The sequence below is a fragment of the Providencia sp. LY12 genome (genome assembly GCF_057621555.1).
Window position 1 is genome coordinate 1,130,166 of sequence record NZ_CM172594.1, and the last position, 22,673, is coordinate 1,152,838.

A 22,673-nucleotide genomic window follows, 5' to 3' on the forward strand; every position below is an offset into this window, starting at 1 on the left:
CAATTAAGGTAAGAAAAACGCCATAATTAGGTCATCTTTGTTGCATAAATCGGTCAAATAATATGGATAGACTCAAAGCGGTGCAGGTGTTTATTACTATTGTAGAACAAGGTAGCCTCAGCGGTGCGGCAGATAAATTGGATATGTCCCGTGCAATGGTGACGCGCTATTTGGCTGAAATGGAACAGTGGGCAGGGGTGCGCTTGCTTAACCGTACCACGCGGCGCTTAAGTTTAACGTCAGCGGGGGAAGGGGTTTATCAGCAATCATTGCAGCTAAATGCTATCTCTTTAAGCGTTCCGGTTGAGCAAAAGCTTGATACGAAAGAGTTGGCGGGGTTGGTGCGGATTAGCTGCTCTCAATCCATCGCTCAAAGTGCATTGTCTCTAGCCATTTCTGAGTTTTTGCAGATGTATCCCAATATGATGATTGATATGCAGATCTCGAATAAATCGGTGAATTTAATCGAGGAACGTATCGATCTGGCTATCCGTATTACCAATCAGTTAGAACCGAATTTAATTGCCAAGCCGCTATCAACCTGCCATTCCGTGATTTGTGCTTCGCCGAAGTTTCTACAAGGCAAAAATTTACCCACCAAACCCGAAGGTTTGGCTCTGATGGAGTGCCTAACTTACAGCTTTTTTGGGCGTAGCATGTGGAGCTTTGAAAAAGCGGGGGAAACCTCGACGGTGCTAGTAGATGGTCGACTCAGCGCCAATGAATCCGTATTTTTAATGGAAGCGACATTAAATGGCGCGGGTATCGCGATGCAGCCTTACTATTCGGTGGCGAGTTATTTGCAATCGGGGGCGTTGGTTCAGCTGTTACCGGATTATACACCGATGCCCCTTGGTATTTACGGGGTCTATACCAGCCGGCAGTATATGCCAACGCCATTACGTGCTGTGATCGACTTCCTTGCCAATTGGTTTAAAACATCACCTCACTGGCTTTCATTGATGTCGCAGCGCTAAGGCGAGATCTTGCTCAATTTGTGTGAAAGTCCGCTGCAAATGCTCAGTGAAAATCTGGGTGACTTGTGAAGACGGTCGGTGATTCGGCGTAATTAAGCTGACGGTAAAAGGGATAGAAAAATTGAGTGGGCGGATCACCAGTTTGCCTGCCGATTGCTGATAAAAATCCAATGCAGTCAGTGGATTAACGATAGAGACACCAATTCCTTTCAATGTCATAGCGCAAATAGAGGAAGCGGAGTGGGTTTCCATCACCATTTTGCGCTCCACTTGATGCTCGGCAAAGGTGGTATCAATGATTTGCCGATAGCTATCTGTCAGAGACAGGCTAATAAAGCGCTGCTGATGAAAATCTTGTGGAGTGAGAACTTTTTTCTGTTCTAAAGGGTGCCCAACGGGCAGCACACAAACCTCATTTAAGGAACCTAAAGTCAGTTGTTCCGTACCTGGCGGGGTTTGTAAGTGCTCAGTTAGCCCCACATCATAACGCTGGGCGGATAGCCACTCTTCTAACACGGGGGACTCTTGCGGGATCACTGTTAAGTTCACATCTGGGTAATTTTCCATAAAGGCTTGGCAAACTTGTGGTAGTAAAGATTGTGCAAATGCGGGCAAGCAGGCAATGGAAATTTGAGCGTATTCAAAGCGGCGAATAGTTTCTGCTGAGTTGCGAATACGCTCCAAACCATAATAGGAGTGTTCGACTTCTTCGTGAAAGCGCAAGCCTTGTGCCGTGGGGTGTAAGCGACCTTTGACTCTATCGAATAATTTAAACTGTAATAAATGCTCGAGTCGCGCCAGTTCTCGGCTGATGGTTGGCTGAGAGGTATTTAGCAATGCTGCCGCTTCCGTGAGGTTGGGGGTGGTCATTACCGCACGAAAAATTTCAATATGTCGCCAAGAAATTGCCTGCATGATTGCTCCTCTCGTATTTCTATATCAAATATGAATAGACTTTAGCAAAAAGGATATTTTTTTTCCCGTTTTATTCGTCTAATAATCAAACTCACTATAATAAAACTTGCCAACGAGGTTCCGATGACCACATTCGCCAATACCACCAGCCAGTATCTCACTCCTGAACATTTACGCGCACTGCCTGCGCAGTTTGGTACGCCTGTCTGGGTTTATGATAGTGAAGTGATTATTGACCGTATTGAACAGTTAAAAGTGTTCGATACCGTTCGTTTTGCTCAAAAAGCGTGTTCAAACATTCATATTTTGCGTCTGATGCGTGAGCAGGGGGTGAAAGTGGATTCGGTGTCATTGGGTGAAATTGAGCGTGCGCTAGTGGCGGGTTTTCAGCCGGGTCGTGAAAAGTCCGAAATTGTATTTACGGCGGATGTGTTAGATCCAGCAACATTACTGAAAGTGACAGAGTTAGATATTCCTGTGAATGCGGGCTCTATCGATATGCTGCAACAGATTGGTGAGCATAAAGCGGGTCATCCAGTTTGGCTGCGTATTAATCCGGGCTTTGGGCACGGTCATAGCCAAAAAACCAATACGGGCGGAGAGAACAGCAAGCATGGGATTTGGTACCAAGATTTACCTGAAGCATTAGCGAAAATACAGCAGTACAACCTGAAGTTAGTGGGCATTCACATGCACATTGGCTCCGGTGTTGACTACCAGCATCTTGCTAATGTGTGTGATTCTATGGTGGAGCTAGTGATGTCTGCGGGCGTGGATATTGAGGCTATCTCGGCGGGTGGTGGTCTATCAACGCCTTATCGCGAACAGGATGAAATTATTGATGTTCAGCACTATTACAGCCTGTGGGATAACGCTCGCCAGCGTATCGCGCAGCACTTAGGTCACTCTATTGAATTAGAAATTGAACCAGGGCGCTATTTAGTGGCGGAGTCGGGTGTTTTATTGGCACAAGTGCGCGCGGTTAAGGATATGGGCAGCCGCCATTATGTGCTGGTGGATAGCGGTTTTAACGATTTAATGCGCCCTGCGATGTATGGTAGTTATCACCATATTTCGGTATTGCCAGCAGACGGTAGTAGCGCTGTTTTTTGTTCATTAGGCAATCAGCCATTAAAAGAGACGATCGTGGCGGGGCCATTGTGTGAATCTGGGGATGTGTTTACCCAGCTAGAAGGCGGGATGGTGGAAACGCGTTTACTGCCAGCAGTCAACGTTGGCGATTATTTGGTTTTCCATGACACAGGGGCTTACGGCGCATCAATGTCATCGAACTATAATAGCCGCCCATTATTGCCAGAAGTTATGTTCATTGACGGAAAACCGACGCTGATTCGTCGCCGTCAAACTATTCAAGAATTATTAGCTTTAGAGCTGTAAATTAATTCATATTAATAGATGAATATAAATCAAGGGAGCTATTGGCTCCCTTGTTGTTTTTAGTACAGTGACAATTTTAAGCGCGTTAAATTAATTATGCCGCTTTTTTCTTTTTCGACTGAGATTCATCCTCTGACTCAGCGTGTGGCTTTTTTGATGGAACCACACCTAAATCATCGAAATCAAACTCATCGACATTAATAGTACGTAATCGGCTGGCTTCTGCTTTACGTAAAATATCTGCTTCTTCTTGGGTGATAATGTTTTCTGGCAACATTTGGTCGGCTAACTTATCTAAACGCGTGAAACTGAATTTGCGTTCTTTTAAGCGGCAGATACGTTCAAAGATTGGCTCTGCAGCAATGATGTCATACAGTGCTTGGTTCACTAAGCCGTGCGGGTTGTTCTCTACAGGGGTTAGGAATTGACCACGTCCAATTCTGTCGCGTGTTTCCGATGGCTCCATCATTAGCTGCGCCAGCTTGTGATCCAGTCGGTCAGATGGCATCGACATTGCACGGCCTGTCGGGAACAGAACAATACGTAATGCGCCAGCAATAAAGCGATTTGGGAAGTTTTTCAGTAAATCATCCATCGCTTTTTCTGATTGATACAGACAATCTTCAACTGCCCATTTCACCAGAGGTAAATCCGCTTTTTGGCGACCTTCATCTTCATAACGTTTCAAGGTTGCAGAAGCAAGATACAGATGACTCAGAATATCCCCAAGACGAGCGGAGATACGCTCACGGCGTTTTAAGCTACCACCTAGAACCCCCATAGACACATCGGAGAGCAGGGCTAAGTTAGCACTTTGGCGGTTAAGCATTTGGTAATAACGGCGAGTTTCGTCTTTAGTTGGAGCGCTGCTGCCGCGTCCATTGGTTAAACCTAACCAGAAACTACGGCACTTATTGCTGATCACATGACCAATATGACCGAATATCGCTTTATCAAACTTATTCAGGTTATTATCTTGAGCTGAGGCCATTTCTTCGAGAACATAAGGGTGACAACGGATAGCGCCTTGTCCAAAGATAATCATACTACGGGTTAAAATATTGGCGCCTTCAACGGTAATGGCGATAGGTGCGCCTTGGTAGGATCGGGCAACGAAGTTGGAACTTCCTAAGCAGATGCCTTTACCACCCGTGATATCCATCGCATCGATAATTGAACGTTGACCACGGTGAGTACAGTGGTATTTCACAATGGCGGAGAGCACTGCTGGTTTTTCGCCCAGCATAATACCGGAGGTAATTAGAGTTGCTGCGGCATCCATTAAATAGGCATTACCTGCAATACGGGCTAGAGGCTCTTCAATACCTTCCATTTTTCCGATAGGAAGTTTGAACTGACGACGGATATAAGCATAAGCCCCTGTTGCCATTGCGACACTCTTCAAGCTACCTGTTGAGTTGGATGGCAATGTGATCCCACGTCCAACAGACAGACATTCCACCAGCATTCTCCAACCTTGTCCCGCCATTTGCGGACCACCGATAATGTAATCGATAGGTACGAAAATATCTTTCCCGCGAGTTGGACCATTCATAAATGGTATATTTAATGGGAAGTGACGATGACCAATTTCAACACCTGGGGTGTTCGTTGGGATCAGAGCGCAGGTAATACCGAGGTTTTTCTCGCCACCCAGTAACTTATCTGGGTCAGTTAATTTAAAGGCTAAGCCTAATACAGTCGCGATTGGCGCAAGGGTGATATAGCGTTTGTTCCAAGTTAAGCGCATACCTAAAACTTGTTCGCCTTGCCATTCGCCCATACAGACAACACCAGCATCAGGAATGGCACCTGCATCAGAACCCGCCTCAGGGCTAGTTAATGCAAAGCATGGGATCTCTTCACCAGTAGCTAAGCCTGGTAAATAACGATTTTTTTGCTCATCGGTACCATAATGTTGCAGTAATTCACCCGGACCTAATGAGTTTGGAACACCCACAGTGATAGCAAGGATACCGGAAACACCCGCTAATTTTTGCAGGACTTGAGATTGGGCGTAGGCTGAAAATTCTAATCCACCATACTCTTTTTTGATGATCATGGCGAAGAAACGGTGATCGCGTAGGTATTGCCAGACTTCTGGCGGTAAATCGGCAAGTTCATGACTGACTTCAAAGTCATTCACCATGCCACAAACCGTTTCCACTGGACCATCCATAAAAGCTTGTTCTTCAGCGGTGAGTTGTGGTTTTGGGTAATTATGAAGCTTGTTCCAATTTGGCGCCCCACGGAACAGGTCACCTTCCCACCAAGTGGTTCCAGCATCAATCGCTTCTTTTTCCGTGCTAGACATCGGTGGCATTACTTTCTGGAACATTGTCATCGCTTTTGATGAAAACAGTGATTGGCGAATTGGCGTGATGACAAATGGCAGTAAAACCAGAGCGACGGGTAACAGCATCCAGTAGCTCCAGACATTGGCGGCTCCCATTGCTGCGGTGTAAGCCAATAACACAATTGTGCTCAGCATAAGTGAGCTTTTGTGGTAGCTCAGCACGCCGATTAACGCAATAAATAAAACAATACTGAGAAGGATCATAGTGAAACTCCTGTCTACTTGTAAGAGGTCTGACCTGTTTGTTTTATTAATCTATATCTGGTAATAAACAATTAGCAAGATATTTACATCTTAATTACAACTTGGCTCACAAAATCATCAGTTGCCTTTGTAAAGGGACAGCGGATGAAAAAATAGCCTGCATTTAGCTAGCCTCAGACCAGAAGCGCACTGCTGGAGATTTCGTCAACCATACCCCATACGGTACAATCAAAAGTAGAAACAAAATGTACCCTGTGCAACAATCGAGAAATCAAAGATAAATTACCTATAAAGACGTAATTATCTCCATCAAGCATTCGTGAAAATTAAGGGGAAACTCATGTACCAAGACTTGATCCGTGGTGAGCTGACTGAAGCGGCAGATACGCTATCAAAATTTTTAAGTGATGATGCAAATCTGCAAGCAATTGAGAAAGCAGCAGTGTTGCTGGCGGACTCTTTTAAAGCGGGTGGTAAAGTTCTCTCTTGCGGTAATGGTGGCTCTCACTGCGATGCAATGCACTTTGCGGAAGAGTTAACTGGACGCTATCGTGAAAACCGTCCTGGCTACCCAGCGATCGCTATCTCCGATGTTAGTCATATTTCTTGCGTGAGTAATGACTTTGGTTATGAATTTGTTTTCTCTCGCTTTGTGGAAGCGGTAGGGCAAAAAGGTGATGTGCTGCTTGGCATTTCTACCTCAGGTAACTCTGGTAATATTATTAAAGCGATTGAAGCGGCACGTGCGAAAGGCATGAAAGTCATCACCCTGACAGGGAAAGATGGCGGAAAAATGGCTGGAAGCGCTGATATTGAAATTCGCGTTCCGCATTTTGGTTACGCAGATCGTATCCAAGAGATCCACATCAAAGTGATCCATATTTTGATCCAATTAATTGAAAAAGAGATGGTTAAGTAACCATTTTTAGTAGCAGGAGACTTTAAATGTGTGAGTTGCTTGGCATGAGTGCCAATGTACCAACCGATATTACGTTTAGCCTAAGTGGACTGATTTCCCGTGGTGGGCAGACTGGCCCACATAAAGATGGATGGGGGATCACGTTTTACGAAGGATTAGGTTGTCGCACATTTAAAGATCCTCAACCGAGTTTTGTCTCCCCTGTGGCGCGTTTTGTGCAGGAATACCCCATCAAATCAGAAAGCATTGTGGCGCACATTCGTCAGGCGAACCGAGGGGATGTTTCACTGGTGAATACCCATCCGTTTACGCGGGAATTATGGGGACGAAACTGGACTTATGCGCATAATGGGCAATTGAAAGGGTTTCGTTCATTAAAGACGGGACACTATCGACCAATCGGTGAAACTGATAGCGAATGGGCATTTTGCTGGATTTTACATCAACTGAATCAAAAATATCCAAGAAAACCAACAAACTGGAAAGCTGTTTTCCGTTTTATTGGCACTCTTGCGCAGCAACTGCGTGAAAAAGGGGTATTTAATATGTTGTTATCCGATGGGCAATATTTGATGGCGTTTAGCTCAACAAAGCTGCATTGGATCACGCGTAGAGCACCGTTTGGTAAAGCGAAACTGTTGGATCAGGACATCGAGATTGACTTCCAACAGTGCACAACGCCAAGTGATATTGTTTCAGTTATTGCCACGGCTCCCTTAACAGGTAACGAGACGTGGCAAAAAATTGAACCCGGTGAATTTGTGCTATTCGACCGTGGCCAACGCATACTGTGATTTAGATCCCAATAACTTAGTGGGCGTTTCTGGCATGCTGTTAACATGATATTTACCTAATGTTACTGATATTTCAGCAGGTTTGCCGGTTCGCTCAAAATAATCATAAGCAGGTTGAAGCTGTTTCCAGAAAGCATAATGCGTTGAATTGCGATAACGCAGCATATTCATTTTAGTCATGCGAAATGGATAAATGCTCACATCAACGGCAGGTTGACCATTTTGAAGTGCTTGTTCCACGGTTTGATAAATTTCCCCCATGGATTTATCTGTCATTGCATAACATCCGACAGACACACAGCTACCGTGAATCATCAGATAGTTACCAGAATACCCCTGCGTCTTATCGAACTCATTAGGAAATCCAAGATTGATAGATCGGTAATATCGACTATTTGGATTGAGTTGCGAGCGCGTGATCTGATAAAACCCCTCAGGGCTTTTCAAGTCGCCTTCTATCTTTTTAGGACCTAGTCCACCAGAAAACTTACAGATAGGGTAGGTTTTGACTAATTTATACTTTCCTACGGCTGTTTTTTGGTAGAGCTCAAGCACACCCTCTTGCTTAAATATTTGAATAAATATCGGTGAATCAGGCTGAGCAGTTGGCTTACTATTAAGGGAGAATAATGTGTTTTCTTCTTGAGCAAATGCAGACGCTGCAAATGTGAAGAGTAAATAAACACCGATGGTTTTACTTATATGCATAATTAAGCCAAATGTTGAAAAATAAGCTGATTAAAAATGGACCAAATTCAGCATATTTTAGACGAATGGAACAAAATTTAATATATCAAGTTAATAATTTTCTAATGAATCATTATTGACTACAAATTAATCGATGCTCGATAAATGTGAGCCAATATGTAGGCATTTCCGAGTTGTTACAACAAAATTTTAAATTTTATTGCAATTTGCTTGAACTAGGTCACTTCTATAACCGGACAGAGGACGAGGGAACTGATAAAATTGACCTCGGCAGAAGAAGAGAAAGTGTAGCAATATTGTTAGATTTACTTACTCGAGTGGCGAAAGCAACTTGAGTTATTTTTATTATTGAGTCGCTATCATTCATTGCTGAATCGTTAGCTTAGGGTTTAACTGATAAACTTGTGCAGATCTTATGATTAAAATTAAAAAAGGCCTTAACCTTCCAATAGCAGGTGAGCCAGCCCAAGTGATAGAAGACGGCCCGAAAATTCAACACGTAGCGGTGCTAGGTGAAGAATATGTCGGAATGCGTCCTTCGATGCTGGTTAAAGAAGGTGAGCGTGTAAAAAAAGGGCAGGTTCTTTTTGAAGATAAAAAGAATCCTGGCGTGGTATTTACGAGCCCAGCCTGCGGTAAAATTATTGCTATTCATCGTGGTGAGCGTCGTGTACTTCAGTCCGTTGTTATCGAAATCGATGGTGACGAACAAGAGACTTTTGAGTCTTATTCTACTGACCAACTCCCATCACTGACGAAAGAGCAGGTTGAACAAAATCTTTTAAGATCCGGTTTATGGACTGCTTTAAGAACGCGACCATTTAGTCGTTCGCCAGAGCCTGGTTCATCCCCCGCAGCGATTTTTGTGACTGCAATTGACACCAATCCTCTTGCTGCTGATCCTTCGATTATTGTTGGTGAAAATGCACAAGCCTTTACTGACGGCCTCATCGTTTTGAGCCGACTGACTGAAGGCAAGGTGCATGTTTGCCATGGTGCGGGCGAGCTTCCAAAACAAGCTGCTAATGCACAAATCACATACACACAATTTGCAGGACCACATCCAGCGGGTTTAGCAGGGACTCATATTCATTTCCTTGAGCCTGTTAGCATTAGCAAAAAAGTGTGGAGCCTCAATTACCAAGATGTGATTGCCATCGGTAAATTATTTACCACTGGTCATCTTTATACTGATCGCGTTGTCTCTGTCGCAGGTCCGCAAGTTGAGAAACCTCGCTTGCTACGTACTCGCCTTGGCGCAGATATCTATGAATTAACCAAAGGTCAGCTCAAAGCAGGTGAGAACCGCATTATTTCTGGTTCTGTACTGTGGGGCGTGACTTGTGATGATGCTCATCATTATCTTGGTCGTTTCCATAACCAAGTTTCTGTATTAGCGGAAGGTCGTGAAAAAGAGCTGTTTGGATGGATTATGCCAGGAGTGAACAAGTTCACTATCACGCGTACCACCATCGGGCATTTCTTGAAGAATAAACGCTTCAATTTTACCACGACGATGAATGGCGGTGAGCGTTCAATGGTACCAATTGGTAACTATGAGCGTGTAATGCCTCTCGATATTATGATCACCCACTTACTGCGTGATCTGCTTGCAGGGGACACCGATACTTCTCAGGAACTGGGTTGTCTGGAACTCGATGAAGAAGACTTGGGACTGTGCACCTATGTGTGTCCAGCTAAGTATGAATATGGTCCAGTACTGCGTGATGTCCTGACCAAGATTGAGCTAGAAGGGTAATTCCATGGGTCTGAAAAATTTATTTGAAAAATATGAGCACCAATTTGAACCCGGTGGAAAATTAGCAAAATTCTATCCATTGTATGAAGCTGTTGCGACAGTCTTCTATACACCGGGCACGGTGACAAAAGGTCGCTCACACGTACGCGATACTATCGACCTCAAGCGAATGATGATTTTAGTCTGGCTTGCGGTTTTCCCAGCAATGTTCTGGGGTATGTATAACGTCGGTAACCAAGCTATTCCCGCACTGCATCATTTATACAGTGGCGCTGAGCTACAGCAAGTTTTAGCGAGTGACTGGCACTATTCTCTGGCACAGTTATTAGGCGCGTCTTTAGCTCCTGATGCAGGCTGGGGTAGCAAAATGCTGCTAGGTGCGATTTACTTCCTGCCAATTTACTTAGTGGTATTCTTGGTCGGTGGTTTCTGGGAAGTATTGTTTGCCATGATCCGTGGTCATGAAATCAACGAAGGCTTCTTTATCTCCTCTATCTTATTTGCGCTGATTGTTCCGCCTACCATTCCATTATGGCAAGCGGCGCTCGGTATCACCTTTGGTGTGGTTGTTGCAAAAGAGATTTTCGGTGGTACAGGTCGTAACTTCCTTAACCCTGCATTAGCGGGTCGTGCTTTCCTTTTCTTTGCTTACCCTGCACAAATTTCAGGTGACTTAGTTTGGACTGCGGCTGATGGATTCTCGGGTGCAACGCCTCTATCACAATGGGCGACGGGTGGTGTGAGTTCACTGGTAAACACAGTAACTGGCGAGCCAATCACTTGGATGCAAGCTTTCTTAGGTAACATGCCGGGTTCAATTGGTGAAGTTTCTACCCTGATGATCTTCATCGGTGGCGCATTTATTATCTTCTTCCGTATCGCCTCTTGGCGCATCGTGGCGGGTGTGATGCTGGGCATGATTGCCATGTCTTACCTGTTCAACTTTATCGGTTCAGACACCAACCCACTGTTTGCTATGCCATGGTGGTGGCACATGGTCTTAGGCGGCTTTGCCTTCGGTATGATCTTTATGGCGACAGACCCTGTTTCCGCTTCTTTTACTGATAAAGGTAAATGGGCTTACGGGATCTTGATCGGCGTAATGTGCGTACTTGTTCGGGTTGTGAACCCTGCATATCCGGAAGGGATGATGCTCGCAATCCTGTTCGCCAACCTGTTTGCTCCTCTGTTTGACTATATGGTCGTTCAAGCAAATATTAAACGGAGAAAAGCCCGTGGCTAATGATAAACCAGTAAATAAAGATGGCGTCGGCAGAACGTTTATCGTTGTTTTCATTCTCTGCTTAGTCTGTTCCGTCGTTGTTGCAGGTGCTGCGGTGGGTCTTAAACCACAGCAGCAAGAACAAATGATGTTAGATACTCAACGTAATATTTTAAGTGTTGCAGGTTTGCTGCAACCAAAAATGAGCGCGGAAGAAATTCAAAAAGTGTATGGCGAACGTATCGAGCCTAAACTGCTGAATTTCAAAACCAATGAGTTATCCAACAGCGTCAGTCGTTTTGACTTAAACAGCGAACTGCGTAGCGAAGAGACCAGCATCGCGCTATCTCCAGAAGAAGACATTGCGAAAATTCGCCGTCGTGCCAATAGCGCTGAAATTTATCTGGTTAAAGATGAACAAGGGAAAGTGACCCAAGTGATTCTGCCAGTTTATGGTTCAGGATTATGGTCAGTGATGTATGCCTTTATCGCCGTGGATATCGATGGTGTAACCTCTCGCGGTATTACCTACTATGCGCACGGTGAAACGCCGGGTCTGGGTGGTGAAGTTGACAACCCACAATGGAAAGCGCAATGGCCGGGTAAAAAACTGTTCAATGAGCAGGGGATTCCTGCAATCAAAATCGTACGTGGTGGTGCCACCGATAACCCATTTGGTATCGATGGTCTTTCAGGTGCAACCCTGACTTCAAACGGTATTCAACATATGTTTGATTTCTGGTTAGGCGATAACGGTTTTGGTCCGTTCCTGAAAAAAGTTCGTGAAGGAGCGCTGAATAATGGCTGATTCTAAAGAAGTAAAACGCGTCCTACTTGGACCATTGTTAGATAATAACCCGATTGCATTGCAGGTTTTGGGTGTGTGCTCCGCATTAGCGGTGACCACTAAACTTGAAACTGCATTGGTTATGACTATCGCCGTAACGTTAGTTACCGCGTTCTCTAACTTTTTTATCTCATTAATTAGAAATTACATTCCAAGCAGTGTTCGTATTATTGTTCAAATGGCAATTATTGCATCATTGGTAATTGTGGTTGACCAAATCTTACGTGCCTATGCCTATGAAATTTCGAAACAACTTTCCGTATTCGTTGGTTTAATTATCACCAACTGTATCGTGATGGGACGTGCTGAAGCGTATGCGATGAAAGCACCACCAATCGAAAGTTTTATGGATGGTATCGGTAACGGTCTTGGTTACGGTGTGATTCTGGTACTGGTTGGCTTCCTGCGTGAGCTATTTGGTTCCGGTAAACTGTTTGGTATTACGGTATTTGAATCATTGCAAAATGGTGGTTGGTACATGCCAAACGGCTTATTCCTGTTAGCACCAAGTGCATTCTTTATCATCGGTATGCTGATTTGGGGTCTACGTACTCTGAAACCAGCTCAGGTAGAGAAGGATTAAGAGCATGGAACATTATATTAGCTTGTTTGTAAAAGCCATTTTCATCGAAAACATGGCGTTAGCTTTCTTCTTAGGGATGTGTACATTCCTTGCGGTATCGAAGAACGTAAAAACTGCTTTTGGACTGGGTATTGCGGTAACCGTAGTGCTTGGGATTTCCGTCCCTGCGAACAACTTAGTGTACAACTTAGTGTTACGTGACGGCGCGCTAGTTGAAGGCGTGGATCTCTCATTCCTCAACTTCATTACCTTTATCGGTGTTATCGCGGCACTGGTTCAAATTCTGGAAATGATTTTAGATCGTTACTTCCCATCACTGTACAACGCATTGGGGATCTTCTTACCGTTGATCACCGTAAACTGTGCAATCTTTGGTGGTGTATCTTTCATGGCTCAGCGTGACTACAACTTTACTGAATCCATTGTTTATGGCTTTGGTTCCGGTATTGGTTGGATGTTAGCGATTGTCTTAATGGCCGCGATTCGTGAAAAGATGAAGTATTCAGACATTCCAGCGGGTCTAAAAGGGTTAGGCATCACCTTTGTCACGACCGGTTTGATGGCATTGGGCTTTATGTCCTTCTCCGGTGTGCAGCTATAAAGGCGAGAAGAATTCATGGATATTATTATTCTAGGCGTAGTTATGTTTACCCTGATTGTCTTGGCGCTGACAGGCCTGATCCTGTTTGCAAAGTCCAAGTTGGTCAATACAGGGAACATTAAAGTTGAAGTCAACGGCGATCCTGAGAAGAGCTTTGATGCTCCAGCAGGCGATAAGCTGTTAGGTATGTTAGCAAACCAGGGTATCTTTGTTTCTTCTGCCTGTGGTGGCGGTGGTTCATGTGGTCAGTGCCGTGTGAAAATCAAAGAGGGCGGTGGTGACATCCTGCCAACTGAGCTTTCACACATCAATAAACGTGAAGCGAAAGAAGGTTGCCGTCTGGCATGTCAGGTTAACGTAAAACAAGATCTGAAAATTGAATTACCTGAAGAAATTTTTGGCGTGAAAAAATGGGAATGCGAAGTTATCTCCAATGATAACAAAGCAACGTTCATTAAAGAGCTGAAGTTAAAAATTCCTGAGGGCGAAGTGGTTCCATTCCGTGCGGGTGGTTTTATTCAAATTGAATGCCCGCCTCATGTGGTGAAGTACTCAGACTTTGATGTGCCTGAGGAATACCGTGAAGATTGGGACAAATTCAATCTGTTCCGCTATGTTTCTGATGTCAAAGAAGAAACAGTACGTGCTTACTCAATGGCAAACTACCCAGAAGAGCGCGGTATTATTATGCTGAACGTGCGTATTGCAACGCCACCTCCGCGTAATCCAGATGTACCGCCGGGAATTATGTCATCATATATTTGGTCACTGAAACCGGGTGATAAAGTCACTATCTCTGGTCCGTTTGGTGAGTTCTTCGCGAAAGAAACTGATGCGGAAATGATCTTTATCGGTGGTGGTGCGGGAATGGCGCCGATGCGTTCCCACATTTTCGACCAATTACGTCGTTTAGATTCTAAGCGTAAAATCAGTTTCTGGTATGGTGCGCGTTCTAAACGTGAAATGTTCTATACCGAAGATTTCGACCAATTAGCCGCAGAGCATGACAACTTTACATGGAATGTTGCACTTTCTGACGCTTTGCCAGAAGATAATTGGGACGGTTACACAGGATTTATTCATAATGTCCTATATGAAAACTACCTCAAAAATCACCCTGCGCCAGAAGATTGTGAGTTCTACATGTGTGGACCTCCTGTCATGAACGCCGCAGTCATTAAGATGTTAAAAGACCTTGGTGTTGAGGACGAAAACATCTTACTGGATGATTTTGGTGGCTGATTAGTTACTGTGAATTATCTATTAAGCGCTCAGGAAACTGGGCGCTTGTTGATTAAAAAGAGGAAAAAATGGGTTTTTTTCCTCTTTTTGGTTGTAAACTGTGAATCGCCAAATAGGCAATTCAATTTTTAAACGTGAGTATTCTCTAGATTTGTGAATGTTGAGTTTGTTAGACGTCTCAGCACCTACTCTTTCTCTAGTGGGCGCTTACAATTAACGCTGAGAAAATTTATGCTAAACAGAAAAGTATTTGCTCCTGTGCTGCTATTCGCAGCCACTCTTCTTCTTGCCGCATGTGGTGGACCTGAACAAAAGAATCTTCAGGGACAAACCATGGGAACCTATTATTCTGTTAAGTTCGTGACAGACTCTTCAGAGCCTTCATCGGAAGCTATCCAAGCCGAAATCGACAAGCGTTTGGAAGAAGTGAACGACCAAATGTCGACTTATCGCCCTGGCTCCGAATTAAGTCGTTTCAATCAATCCAATGAAGTTAATGTGCCATTCCCTGTTTCTGCCGCGACGGCAAAAGTGGTCAGTAAAGCCATTGAGATTAATAAATTAACGGATGGCGGTCTGGATGTCACTGTTGGTCCACTGGTTAATTTATGGGGATTCGGTCCAGAGGGGCGAGTCACAAAAGCACCTACAGATGAGGAGCTTGAAAAACGTCGTGCATGGGTGGGTATCGATAAACTCTCTGTACAAGACAACAACTTAATTAAAACCATTCCTGAGCTGTATGTTGATTTATCTTCCATTGCTAAAGGTTATGGTGTTGATGTGGTAGCGGAATATTTAGAGTCCATCGGTATCAAGGATTATATGGTTGATATTGGTGGCGAAGTCCGTACAAAAGGTAAAAATGGCAAAGATACACCATGGCGTATTGCGATTGAAAAACCTGCAACGGATGGTGTGAGTCAAACGGCACAGGAGATTATCGAGCCGGGAGATTTATCTATCGCCACTTCAGGGGATTATCGTAACTATTTTGAACAAAATGGTGTGCATTTCTCACACACAATTGACCCAAAAACAGGTAAGCCAATTTCCCACAATTTAGTCTCAATTACCGTATTAGCCGACGATTGCATGAGTGCGGATGGATTATCTACAGGTTTTAATGTGATGGGACCAGATGCGGGTCTTGCACTTGCTGAAAAGATGAATATTCCTGTTTTTATGATTGTGAAGACAGATAAAGGCTTCGAAGAGCGTTACACTAAAGCATTCGAGCCATTTTTACAGAAAAAACAGTAAAAGGAGGAAAGCAGAATGTTGAATGTTTTTCTTGCAGCCTTTGCCTTATTTTTGTTGGCGTTTTTAGGTATGTCCCTTGGATATATTATTAAGCGGAAAAGTATCCAAGGCAGTTGCGGCGGTTTAAGTAGCATTGGGGTTGAGAAAGTTTGTGACTGCCCTGAGCCTTGCGATGCGCGTAAAAAGCGTATGGCACGGGAAGAAGCGCGCAAAAAAATGCTAGAGAAAAACCGCATTTTGTAATTTTTACTCTGTTGTGAATATTAACCCTAGTTGCTTTAATGAGCTGCTAGGGTTTTTTATTTTAAGGTTATTTTGATAAAAATAGTGATATATTTCATTGCAAACTAAATTTTATGTAATGAAGTCGAGCATGATGTGGAAACAGGGTAGTGAACAAACATGTGTCGCGTATTTCCCTTGAAACTGAGAGTGACTTTGCCATTATCTTTCTCATTGAGCTTGCATGCTAAGTCAGCGATGCTACTCCATTTTTCTCCTGATTTTGTTGTGATTACTCCCATCCAATAGCTCTGTTCGGTTGAAGAAAAAGTGAACTCTGTGATATCACTTAATTTTTTTTCATTCATAAGATTATAAAAAATAAAAACATTTCCATACTCATTCGCATTATTTTTGAAAGAAATTTCCACCTTTTTTAAGTCTTCATTCCATAGATTCTCGATAGAAAGCAAGCCTTTTGATATCGCCATGTTAAATTCCTTATGAATAAGAGTTTAAATGTATTTACTTATTTTGGCATCGATACTTTACTAAGTAATTAATATTGAATGTTATTTACTATTAAAAAAGAAGGAAAGATAAGATAGGGAAATGTATGGGTAGAAAAGATGAGTAATAAAAATAAGCTACTTAAATCGAATAAATCATTCTCAAAATAAAGTAGCTTAATAGTCAGAATTTATTTTTTGAAAGCTTTTGGTGAGTCAACCATAACGGCATCAGCACCAATTTCTTTAGCCAATTGATAATCGCTATCGCTATTTACACCAAAAACAATAATGTAAGCGCTGCCATTTTTTCTAAAGCAGTCAATAGCTTCTTTATCCCATGAGAGCGTTGCTGGGGAGCGAGCTTCCCCAAGGGTATATTTCTCAACGACTTCAACTTTACGATGCAGCTCAAAACCATACCAGCGAGTCGCAGATTTATCATTATCAAGTGTGCATTGATGGCTCATCACGCTGTTTGCCAGCATGGTGCGAGTTTCATCTCGGCTTTCAAATAACTGCAACTTAGTAGAAAGGGGTTTAAGGGCTTTTAAAAATGTATCATTGGTGGAATAAAAACGGACTTGGTTAAATGCGTTGATTTTATTCAACAATGCTAAAATAGCTTGAGCTTGAACATTAGGGTCTGCATCAGGGGATTTTAAGTCGATATAAAAAATCGTATCGGGGTATTTTTTTAAAACATCTTCTAGTGTGACGATAGTGTTTTGCGCAGCGGGCAGTTGCTGGTTATTTTTCTGATTAAATTTATACGCCGCATTTATCTGGCTTAATTGTTTGGCGGAATAATCAGAAATAACACCGCTTTTATCCGTTAACGCGTCTAAATCACTTGGGCGGTACAGAACTAATTGATTATCTTTACTGAGCTGAACAGTTAACCAAATTGCATCAGCTTTATTGCTTTTGGCTTGCTCGATTGCATAAAGGGTATTTTCAGGAGCATCTGCGGTACCTGCGCGGTGTGCCACAATCTGTGGCATTAATGCGGAAGCGGATTGGCTAACCAAAAGCAGTAAGCCTATCGCGGCGGATTTTTTGAACACTGATGTTGATATAATTTGCATTTATATAATCCATAATAATAGAAAATTCAATGAACTAACATAAGATTGACCGAGTGGTTGTTGTAATATGTTTTATCCGTTTTGTAAGCAATAAGCCTATAAATTAGGAGTAACTTTTTACTTTTTCGGTCATTTACAGTATTGCAGGAATACATTTCAATCAGATGAATAAGTTGCATGGCTAATAAAATAACTGTATATTTATTCAGTAATCATTGGTTGGGGCGGCTATCATGCGTAAAATTATTCATATTGATATGGATTGCTTTTTTGCTGCGATAGAGATGCGTGATGACCCAAAATTGCGCAATGTTCCACTGGCTGTCGGGGGGAGTGCAGACCGGCGTGGCGTATTGAGTACCGCAAATTATGAAGCGAGACGCTACGGTGTTCACAGTGCAATGTCGACGGCATTGGCGTTGAAATTATGCCCTCACCTGAAAGTCGTACCCGGTCGTATGGCGGTTTATAAAGACGTTTCCCATCATATTCGCCAAATATTTGCCCGCTATACCGATCTGATTGAGCCATTATCTTTAGATGAGGCCTATTTGGATGTGACTGATTGCCAGCAGCTTCACGGCTCTGCCACTCTTATCGCCGAGGCTATCCGCCAGCAAATTTTTGATGAACTTCAACTCACAGCTTCTGCGGGAATTGCTCCGATTAAATTCCTCGCCAAAATTGCCTCTGATATGAATAAACCCAATGGGCAATTTGTGATCACTCCACAGGAATTACCGGCGTTTATTGCCACGCTGCCATTAAAAAAGATCCCCGGCGTTGGAAAAGTGACAGCGCAAAAACTTGCGGATATGGGGTTATTGACCTGCGCGGATGTTCAGCGCTATGACATGCTGGCGTTGGTAAAAAGCATGGGTAAATTTGGACAAGCTCTGTGGGAACGCTGTCATGGCATTGATGAACGAGCAGTAAATACCGAACGCTTACGTAAATCCGTTGGGGTAGAACGCACTCTCGCCAAAGATATTCATCAGTGGGAAGAGTGTTTGCCTTTACTCGATACTTTATACGATGAGCTACATTTTCGCTTAGAGAAAGTGAAGCCAGATCTGCGCATTGCTCGCCAAGGAGTGAAATTAAAATTTGAGGATTTTCAGCAAACGACGCAAGAGCATGTTTATCCCATTATAGATAAGCAGGATCTTATTCGGTTGGCACAGCAGGCTTGGGAAAATCGACGAGCAGGGCGGGGGGTTAGGTTAGTTGGTCTGCATGTGACATTGCAGAATCCACAAATTGAAAGGCAGCTTTCATTACTTTTATAGTTTTTATTATGTTTAAAGAATGAGAGAAATAGGGTCATAAATTGTCGCTTATGACCCTGATATTGATAGCTTAAAGCCTACTTAGTTTTTTACTGGGATAGCTTTTAAGATAGCAGTTAACAGTGTCCAGTATTGACCCACGCTCTCAATGTGAACGCGCTCATCTGGTGAGTGTGCTCCACGGATGGTTGGTCCAATGGAGACCATATCCATTAATGGATAAGGCTTTTTAAACAGACCACACTCGAGACCGGCATGGATAACCATGATATTTGGAATTTTACCAAACAGTTTTTGGTAAGTGTCGCTAACAATATGCATGACTGGTGAGTCTGCATCTGGTTGCCAACCTGGGTATCCACCTTCAGCACGGTGTTGAGCTTTCGCTAGTTTTGTCAGTGATGTCAGCATATTAACGACGTAATTTTTACCTGAATCGATCAGTGAACGGATTAAGAAGATTACTTCCGCTTTGTCTTCAGTCATCTTCACAACGCCTTCGTTCAGAGAAGTTTCAACAACCCCTTTCACCACATCACTCATACGGATAACGCCGCTTGGCGCAGAGTTCAGAAAGAACACTAAACGCTGTTGGCAATCATTCGTCAGGGCTTTTAAGTCACTTGTTGTTTCATCTAACAGTAAAGCTAAGTTAGGTTCTACTGCGGCTAATTCATTTTTCAGAATGCCTTCGTAGCGAGTTCTCAGCGCGGTTAATTCAGCCACTTTATCAGCTGGTACCGCGAAAGTTGCGTGGCCTTCGCGTGGGATTGCATTACGCAGTGTACCGCCAGTGAATTCCAGCAGTTTTAAGCTTAAGTCTTCAGCGTGACCCGCTAAGAAACGTGCTAACAGTTTGTTGGCATTACCTAAACCTAAGTGAATGTCGCCACCAGAGTGACCGCCTTTAAGGCCTTTTAAGGTCATGGTGAAGGTTTTATAACCTTGTGGTAATGCTTCACGGGTTAAATCAAATGTGGCAGTGAAATCAACGCCACCTGCGCAACCCATGTAAATTTCGCCTTCTTCTTCGGAATCGGTGTTGATCAGAATATCAGCTTGTAACCAGTTTGGTTGTAAACCGAAAGCACCGTCCATGCCGGTTTCTTCGGTCATGGTCAGTAACACTTCCAGTGGGCCGTGTTCAACGCTGTCATCCGCTAATACCGCTAATGCGGATGCCATACCGATGCCGTTATCTGCGCCTAGTGTTGTGCCTTCAGCAGTGACCCACTCGCCATTAATATAAGGGCGGATAGGATCTTTAGTGAAATCGTGCTCTGTGTCGTTATTTTTTTGCGGCACCATGTCTAAGTGAGCTTGCAGTACAACTGGTTTGCGGTTTTCGTAGCCTTTTGTCGCCGGTTTACGGATTAAGATATTGCCAACTTGGTCGCGCTCAACGTGAAAACCTTTCCCTTTAGACCACTCCATGATGTGGGCAGCCAAAGCTTCTTCGTGTTTTGATGGGTGAGGAATGGAGCAGATTTTAGCGAAAATATCCCACAGTGGCTGTGGTTTTAGCGTTGATAATTGTGACACGTTCTTCTCCTTGACACTTTGATCGTAATCTTTCCGTCATATTTCAAGCTGGGGATTGGCTTACACCCAAAACAATCGACTGACGGCGTTGGTCGCTTAATTTAAGATTGCACTTAAGTGTAACAACTCAGGTTTTAAGCGGTTTTAAGTATTGATTCAGCATAACACTTTCTATCGAATAATGGAGAGCGTTAATAAGAATAATTCATTTAGTGGGATGGTTTCGCTGGTTTTTCCTGCGTCAAATCACTATAATCTCGCGCAACCTTTTTTCCGCAAGACACATTTCTGTTTTACTCACCTTCGGGACCCGAATTTTATGAGCGAAAAATATGTCGTAACGTGGGATATGTTGCAAATACATGCCCGTAAACTCGCACAACGTTTATTACCAGCAAAACAATGGACTGGTATCATCGCAGTTAGCCGTGGTGGTTTAGTCCCTGGCGCACTGTTAGCGCGTGAGCTGGGTATTCGTCATGTTGACACCGTTTGTATCTCTAGCTATGACCATGATAACCAACGCGAATTGAATGTAATCAAACGCGCTGAAGGCGATGGTGAAGGCTTTATCGTGATTGACGATTTAGTGGATACTGGTGGCACAGCGAAAGCTATCCGCGACATGTATCCAAAAGCACACTTCGTGACTATCTTTGCAAAACCAGCAGGTCGCCCATTAGTGGATGATTATGTGGTTGATATCCCACAAAACACTTGGATTGAACAGCCTTGGGATATGGGCGTTGTGTTTATCGATCCTCTGTGCGAACAAGATAAGTAGTCCGAACGAAATAATTTAAATCTGTTTAGCCGTGATAGGGTTGTTTGATAAAAACAACACATTATTACCTAAGTGATTTGAGCTAAACACGATATGATAGAGGGGAGTGCGAAATGCACTCCCTTTTTGTTTATGTGACAGATTTAATAGGTAAAAGTAGGGAACCCACATGACTCAGCAAAATTTATCCGAAAAACTTTTTAAACCTCGCGTTAGACAAGTTGAAACATCAACGTTGGTTTCTTATTCCTCCCATACTTTGTCCCAATTAGAGAACCACAGTGTATTAAGTGGCTCTTCACATAATCATTGGTATCGTACTCTCAACCGGTTAATGTGGATTTGGCGTGGTATTGATGCGATTGAAATTGAAGAAGTTTTAAGCCGTATTGCCATCTCAGATGCTAAACGCAGCCGTGATGAATGGCTTGATACTGTCATTGGCAATCGCCGTGGTAATTGGTGTTTTGAATGGTCTAATCAAGCCATGCGCTGGCAGCAAAAAGCCTTAGAATTTGAAAAAGGTCAGGAAGCGTGTGATGCGTGGCTGCGGGCCGCTAACTTATACAGCATTGCGGCTTACCCGTTTATTAAAGGGGATGAACTGGCGGACCAAGCGATTGTATTAGCCTGTAAGGCTTATGATAGCGCGGCAAAATTCTCACAGTACCAATTGAAAAAAATCTCATTCAAAGTCGATGGTGGTAAAGAAGTCTGTGGCTTTTTACACATACCATCGAATGTTCAAGGTCCTTATCCAACCGTGATGGTTTGTGGCATGCTTGATAGCCTACAGACAGATTACAGCCGCTACTTTAGAGAGTATTTAGAGCCTCGAGGGATTGCGATGTTAACGCTGGATATGCCATCTATCGGTTATTCCAGTAAATACAGCCTTTCACAAGAAACCAGCACGTTGCATGAACAGATTGTTCGCCAGCTCGACACCATTCCATGGATTGACCACACACGATTTGCCATCACAGGGATCCGTTTTGGCGCGAATATCGCTGTTCGTTTAGCGTATATGTGCCCAGATAAAATCAAAGCAGTTGCGGTGATTGGTCCTATCGTTCATAGCCTATTGCATGAAGAAAAATACCAAAAAGATATCCCCCGTATGGTGCTGGATGTTTTTGCTAGCCGCTTAGGGGTTTATCAAGTTGATGGTCAATCGTTACGCCATGAACTCAGCTGCTATTCACTGCGTAATCAAGGTTTGTTAGGTCGCCGTAACCAAGTCCCGATGATGTCAGTATGTTTTAAAAATGATCCCTACAGTCCGAAAGCTGACTCAGACTTAATCGCTCGTTCGTCTATGGATAGTCATTTGTTGACGTTGCCGAGTAGCCCTATATTAGAGGCTTTCGAGCGATCAATGTCAGATACAACCAAATGGTTAGAAAGTAAAATATTATAATTGTATTGAATAGCTTGCTTATTTTTTAACA

At 43.4% G+C, this 22,673-nt stretch carries 21 protein-coding genes; 15 read left to right on the top strand and 6 right to left on the bottom strand.

Annotated features, from left to right (window positions below; translation table 11 throughout):
• Positions 1 to 62: 62 nt before the first annotated feature.
• Positions 63 to 977, top strand: a complete 915-nt coding sequence (locus ACY3ZI_RS05100; RefSeq protein ID WP_487376302.1) for a LysR family transcriptional regulator — start codon at positions 63 to 65, stop codon at positions 975 to 977.
• On the opposite strand, the gene ACY3ZI_RS05105 is transcribed toward ACY3ZI_RS05100, so the two are convergent.
• Positions 957 to 1,892, bottom strand: a complete 936-nt coding sequence (locus ACY3ZI_RS05105; RefSeq protein ID WP_211886502.1) for a LysR family transcriptional regulator — start codon at positions 1,890 to 1,892, stop codon at positions 957 to 959. The genes ACY3ZI_RS05100 and ACY3ZI_RS05105 overlap by 21 nt on opposite strands.
• A gap of 123 nt (positions 1,893 to 2,015) precedes the next feature.
• Between ACY3ZI_RS05105 and lysA the strand changes: the two genes are divergently transcribed.
• Positions 2,016 to 3,290: a diaminopimelate decarboxylase gene (gene lysA / locus ACY3ZI_RS05110; protein ID WP_211886501.1), complete on the top strand. Its 1,275-nt coding sequence runs from the start codon at positions 2,016 to 2,018 to the stop codon at positions 3,288 to 3,290.
• A gap of 94 nt (positions 3,291 to 3,384) precedes the next feature.
• Here lysA and fadE read toward each other — a convergent pair whose 3' ends face one another.
• On the bottom strand, positions 3,385 to 5,850 hold the full coding sequence (gene fadE / locus ACY3ZI_RS05115; RefSeq protein ID WP_487376306.1) for an acyl-CoA dehydrogenase FadE: 2,466 nt from the start codon (positions 5,848 to 5,850) through the stop codon (positions 3,385 to 3,387).
• A 340-nt stretch (positions 5,851 to 6,190) separates the two neighbouring features.
• Between fadE and lpcA the strand changes: the two genes are divergently transcribed.
• Both lpcA and ACY3ZI_RS05125 read left to right on the top strand, forming a co-directional pair.
• Positions 6,191 to 6,769 (top strand): D-sedoheptulose 7-phosphate isomerase, encoded by a 579-nt coding sequence (gene lpcA, locus ACY3ZI_RS05120; RefSeq protein WP_036954182.1) that lies wholly within the window; start codon positions 6,191 to 6,193, stop codon positions 6,767 to 6,769.
• A 26-nt stretch (positions 6,770 to 6,795) separates the two neighbouring features.
• Positions 6,796 to 7,563: a class II glutamine amidotransferase gene (locus ACY3ZI_RS05125; protein ID WP_036954184.1), complete on the top strand. Its 768-nt coding sequence runs from the start codon at positions 6,796 to 6,798 to the stop codon at positions 7,561 to 7,563.
• Here ACY3ZI_RS05125 and ACY3ZI_RS05130 read toward each other — a convergent pair.
• Entirely contained in the window at positions 7,534 to 8,271 is a 738-nt protein-coding gene (locus ACY3ZI_RS05130; RefSeq protein ID WP_036954185.1) for a L,D-transpeptidase family protein, read from the bottom strand. The two genes, ACY3ZI_RS05125 and ACY3ZI_RS05130, sit on opposite strands and share 30 nt — an antisense overlap.
• A gap of 415 nt (positions 8,272 to 8,686) precedes the next feature.
• Between ACY3ZI_RS05130 and ACY3ZI_RS05135 the strand changes: the two genes are divergently transcribed.
• From ACY3ZI_RS05135 to nqrM, 8 genes are all read left to right on the top strand, one after another.
• A complete protein-coding gene (locus tag ACY3ZI_RS05135; RefSeq protein ID WP_487376310.1) occupies positions 8,687 to 10,030 on the top strand; it encodes a Na(+)-translocating NADH-quinone reductase subunit A in 1,344 nt (447 codons plus the stop codon).
• 4 nt (positions 10,031 to 10,034) lie between these two features.
• Positions 10,035 to 11,273 carry an NADH:ubiquinone reductase (Na(+)-transporting) subunit B gene (locus ACY3ZI_RS05140; RefSeq protein ID WP_036954189.1) on the top strand — a complete coding sequence of 413 codons (1,239 nt, stop codon included), beginning with the start codon at positions 10,035 to 10,037 and terminating at the stop codon, positions 11,271 to 11,273.
• The gene (locus ACY3ZI_RS05145; protein ID WP_036954191.1) at positions 11,266 to 12,060 is read left to right on the top strand and encodes a Na(+)-translocating NADH-quinone reductase subunit C; all 795 of its coding nucleotides are present in this window, start codon (positions 11,266 to 11,268) and stop codon (positions 12,058 to 12,060) included. The genes ACY3ZI_RS05140 and ACY3ZI_RS05145 overlap by 8 nt, the downstream gene beginning before the upstream one ends.
• Positions 12,053 to 12,682 carry an NADH:ubiquinone reductase (Na(+)-transporting) subunit D gene (locus ACY3ZI_RS05150; RefSeq protein ID WP_036954193.1) on the top strand — a complete coding sequence of 210 codons (630 nt, stop codon included), beginning with the start codon at positions 12,053 to 12,055 and terminating at the stop codon, positions 12,680 to 12,682. Before ACY3ZI_RS05145 ends, ACY3ZI_RS05150 begins: the two co-directional genes overlap by 8 nt.
• A 4-nt stretch (positions 12,683 to 12,686) precedes the next feature.
• Positions 12,687 to 13,283 (top strand): NADH:ubiquinone reductase (Na(+)-transporting) subunit E, encoded by a 597-nt coding sequence (nqrE, locus tag ACY3ZI_RS05155; RefSeq protein WP_006657396.1) that lies wholly within the window; start codon positions 12,687 to 12,689, stop codon positions 13,281 to 13,283.
• 15 nt (positions 13,284 to 13,298) lie between these two features.
• Positions 13,299 to 14,525 carry an NADH:ubiquinone reductase (Na(+)-transporting) subunit F gene (gene nqrF / locus ACY3ZI_RS05160; RefSeq protein ID WP_036954195.1) on the top strand — a complete coding sequence of 409 codons (1,227 nt, stop codon included), beginning with the start codon at positions 13,299 to 13,301 and terminating at the stop codon, positions 14,523 to 14,525.
• A 231-nt stretch (positions 14,526 to 14,756) separates the two neighbouring features.
• On the top strand, positions 14,757 to 15,788 hold the full coding sequence (locus ACY3ZI_RS05165; protein WP_036954198.1) for an FAD:protein FMN transferase: 1,032 nt from the start codon (positions 14,757 to 14,759) through the stop codon (positions 15,786 to 15,788).
• A 15-nt stretch (positions 15,789 to 15,803) separates the two neighbouring features.
• A complete protein-coding gene (gene nqrM, locus ACY3ZI_RS05170; protein WP_006657399.1) occupies positions 15,804 to 16,031 on the top strand; it encodes a (Na+)-NQR maturation NqrM in 228 nt (75 codons plus the stop codon).
• A gap of 104 nt (positions 16,032 to 16,135) precedes the next feature.
• Here the strand turns inward: nqrM and ACY3ZI_RS05175 are convergent, their stop codons facing one another.
• Both ACY3ZI_RS05175 and ACY3ZI_RS05180 read right to left on the bottom strand, forming a co-directional pair.
• On the bottom strand, positions 16,136 to 16,501 hold the full coding sequence (locus ACY3ZI_RS05175; protein WP_487376316.1) for a hypothetical protein: 366 nt from the start codon (positions 16,499 to 16,501) through the stop codon (positions 16,136 to 16,138).
• A gap of 209 nt (positions 16,502 to 16,710) precedes the next feature.
• Positions 16,711 to 17,607, bottom strand: coding sequence for a glycerophosphodiester phosphodiesterase family protein (locus ACY3ZI_RS05180; RefSeq protein ID WP_487376318.1), 897 nt, complete (start codon positions 17,605 to 17,607; stop codon positions 16,711 to 16,713).
• Between the two features lie 233 nt (positions 17,608 to 17,840).
• On the opposite strand from ACY3ZI_RS05180, the gene dinB reads away from it, so the two are divergent.
• Positions 17,841 to 18,896, top strand: coding sequence for a DNA polymerase IV (gene dinB / locus ACY3ZI_RS05185; protein ID WP_487376320.1), 1,056 nt, complete (start codon positions 17,841 to 17,843; stop codon positions 18,894 to 18,896).
• Between the two features lie 81 nt (positions 18,897 to 18,977).
• Here the strand turns inward: dinB and pepD are convergent, their stop codons facing one another.
• Positions 18,978 to 20,438, bottom strand: a complete 1,461-nt coding sequence (gene pepD, locus ACY3ZI_RS05190; protein ID WP_036954204.1) for a beta-Ala-His dipeptidase — start codon at positions 20,436 to 20,438, stop codon at positions 18,978 to 18,980.
• 319 nt (positions 20,439 to 20,757) lie between these two features.
• Between pepD and gpt the strand changes: the two genes are divergently transcribed.
• On the top strand, positions 20,758 to 21,222 hold the full coding sequence (gene gpt, locus ACY3ZI_RS05195) for a xanthine phosphoribosyltransferase (RefSeq protein WP_108479429.1): 465 nt from the start codon (positions 20,758 to 20,760) through the stop codon (positions 21,220 to 21,222).
• A gap of 169 nt (positions 21,223 to 21,391) precedes the next feature.
• The gene (frsA, locus tag ACY3ZI_RS05200) at positions 21,392 to 22,642 is read left to right on the top strand and encodes an esterase FrsA (protein ID WP_487376323.1); all 1,251 of its coding nucleotides are present in this window, start codon (positions 21,392 to 21,394) and stop codon (positions 22,640 to 22,642) included.
• Positions 22,643 to 22,673: the final 31 nt, after the last annotated feature.

Excerpts from the sequence above, each read along its gene's own strand:
- ACY3ZI_RS05135 (WP_487376310.1), top strand. The coding sequence starts at position 8,687 with ATGATTAAAATTAAAAAAGGCCTTAACCTTCCAATAGCAGGTGAGCCA.
- fadE (WP_487376306.1), bottom strand. The coding sequence starts at position 5,850 with ATGATCCTTCTCAGTATTGTTTTATTTATTGCGTTAATCGGCGTGCTG.
- lysA (WP_211886501.1), top strand. The coding sequence starts at position 2,016 with ATGACCACATTCGCCAATACCACCAGCCAGTATCTCACTCCTGAACAT.
- ACY3ZI_RS05150 (WP_036954193.1), top strand. The coding sequence starts at position 12,053 with ATGGCTGATTCTAAAGAAGTAAAACGCGTCCTACTTGGACCATTGTTA.
- ACY3ZI_RS05165 (WP_036954198.1), top strand. The coding sequence starts at position 14,757 with ATGCTAAACAGAAAAGTATTTGCTCCTGTGCTGCTATTCGCAGCCACT.
- frsA (WP_487376323.1), top strand. The coding sequence starts at position 21,392 with ATGACTCAGCAAAATTTATCCGAAAAACTTTTTAAACCTCGCGTTAGA.
- ACY3ZI_RS05125 (WP_036954184.1), top strand. The coding sequence starts at position 6,796 with ATGTGTGAGTTGCTTGGCATGAGTGCCAATGTACCAACCGATATTACG.
- ACY3ZI_RS05100 (WP_487376302.1), top strand. The coding sequence starts at position 63 with ATGGATAGACTCAAAGCGGTGCAGGTGTTTATTACTATTGTAGAACAA.
- lpcA (WP_036954182.1), top strand. The coding sequence starts at position 6,191 with ATGTACCAAGACTTGATCCGTGGTGAGCTGACTGAAGCGGCAGATACG.
- nqrE (WP_006657396.1), top strand. The coding sequence starts at position 12,687 with ATGGAACATTATATTAGCTTGTTTGTAAAAGCCATTTTCATCGAAAAC.
- ACY3ZI_RS05180 (WP_487376318.1), bottom strand. The coding sequence starts at position 17,607 with ATGCAAATTATATCAACATCAGTGTTCAAAAAATCCGCCGCGATAGGC.
- dinB (WP_487376320.1), top strand. The coding sequence starts at position 17,841 with ATGCGTAAAATTATTCATATTGATATGGATTGCTTTTTTGCTGCGATA.
- ACY3ZI_RS05105 (WP_211886502.1), bottom strand. The coding sequence starts at position 1,892 with ATGCAGGCAATTTCTTGGCGACATATTGAAATTTTTCGTGCGGTAATG.
- nqrM (WP_006657399.1), top strand. The coding sequence starts at position 15,804 with ATGTTGAATGTTTTTCTTGCAGCCTTTGCCTTATTTTTGTTGGCGTTT.
- ACY3ZI_RS05130 (WP_036954185.1), bottom strand. The coding sequence starts at position 8,271 with ATGCATATAAGTAAAACCATCGGTGTTTATTTACTCTTCACATTTGCA.
- nqrF (WP_036954195.1), top strand. The coding sequence starts at position 13,299 with ATGGATATTATTATTCTAGGCGTAGTTATGTTTACCCTGATTGTCTTG.
- ACY3ZI_RS05140 (WP_036954189.1), top strand. The coding sequence starts at position 10,035 with ATGGGTCTGAAAAATTTATTTGAAAAATATGAGCACCAATTTGAACCC.
- gpt (WP_108479429.1), top strand. The coding sequence starts at position 20,758 with ATGAGCGAAAAATATGTCGTAACGTGGGATATGTTGCAAATACATGCC.
- ACY3ZI_RS05175 (WP_487376316.1), bottom strand. The coding sequence starts at position 16,501 with ATGGCGATATCAAAAGGCTTGCTTTCTATCGAGAATCTATGGAATGAA.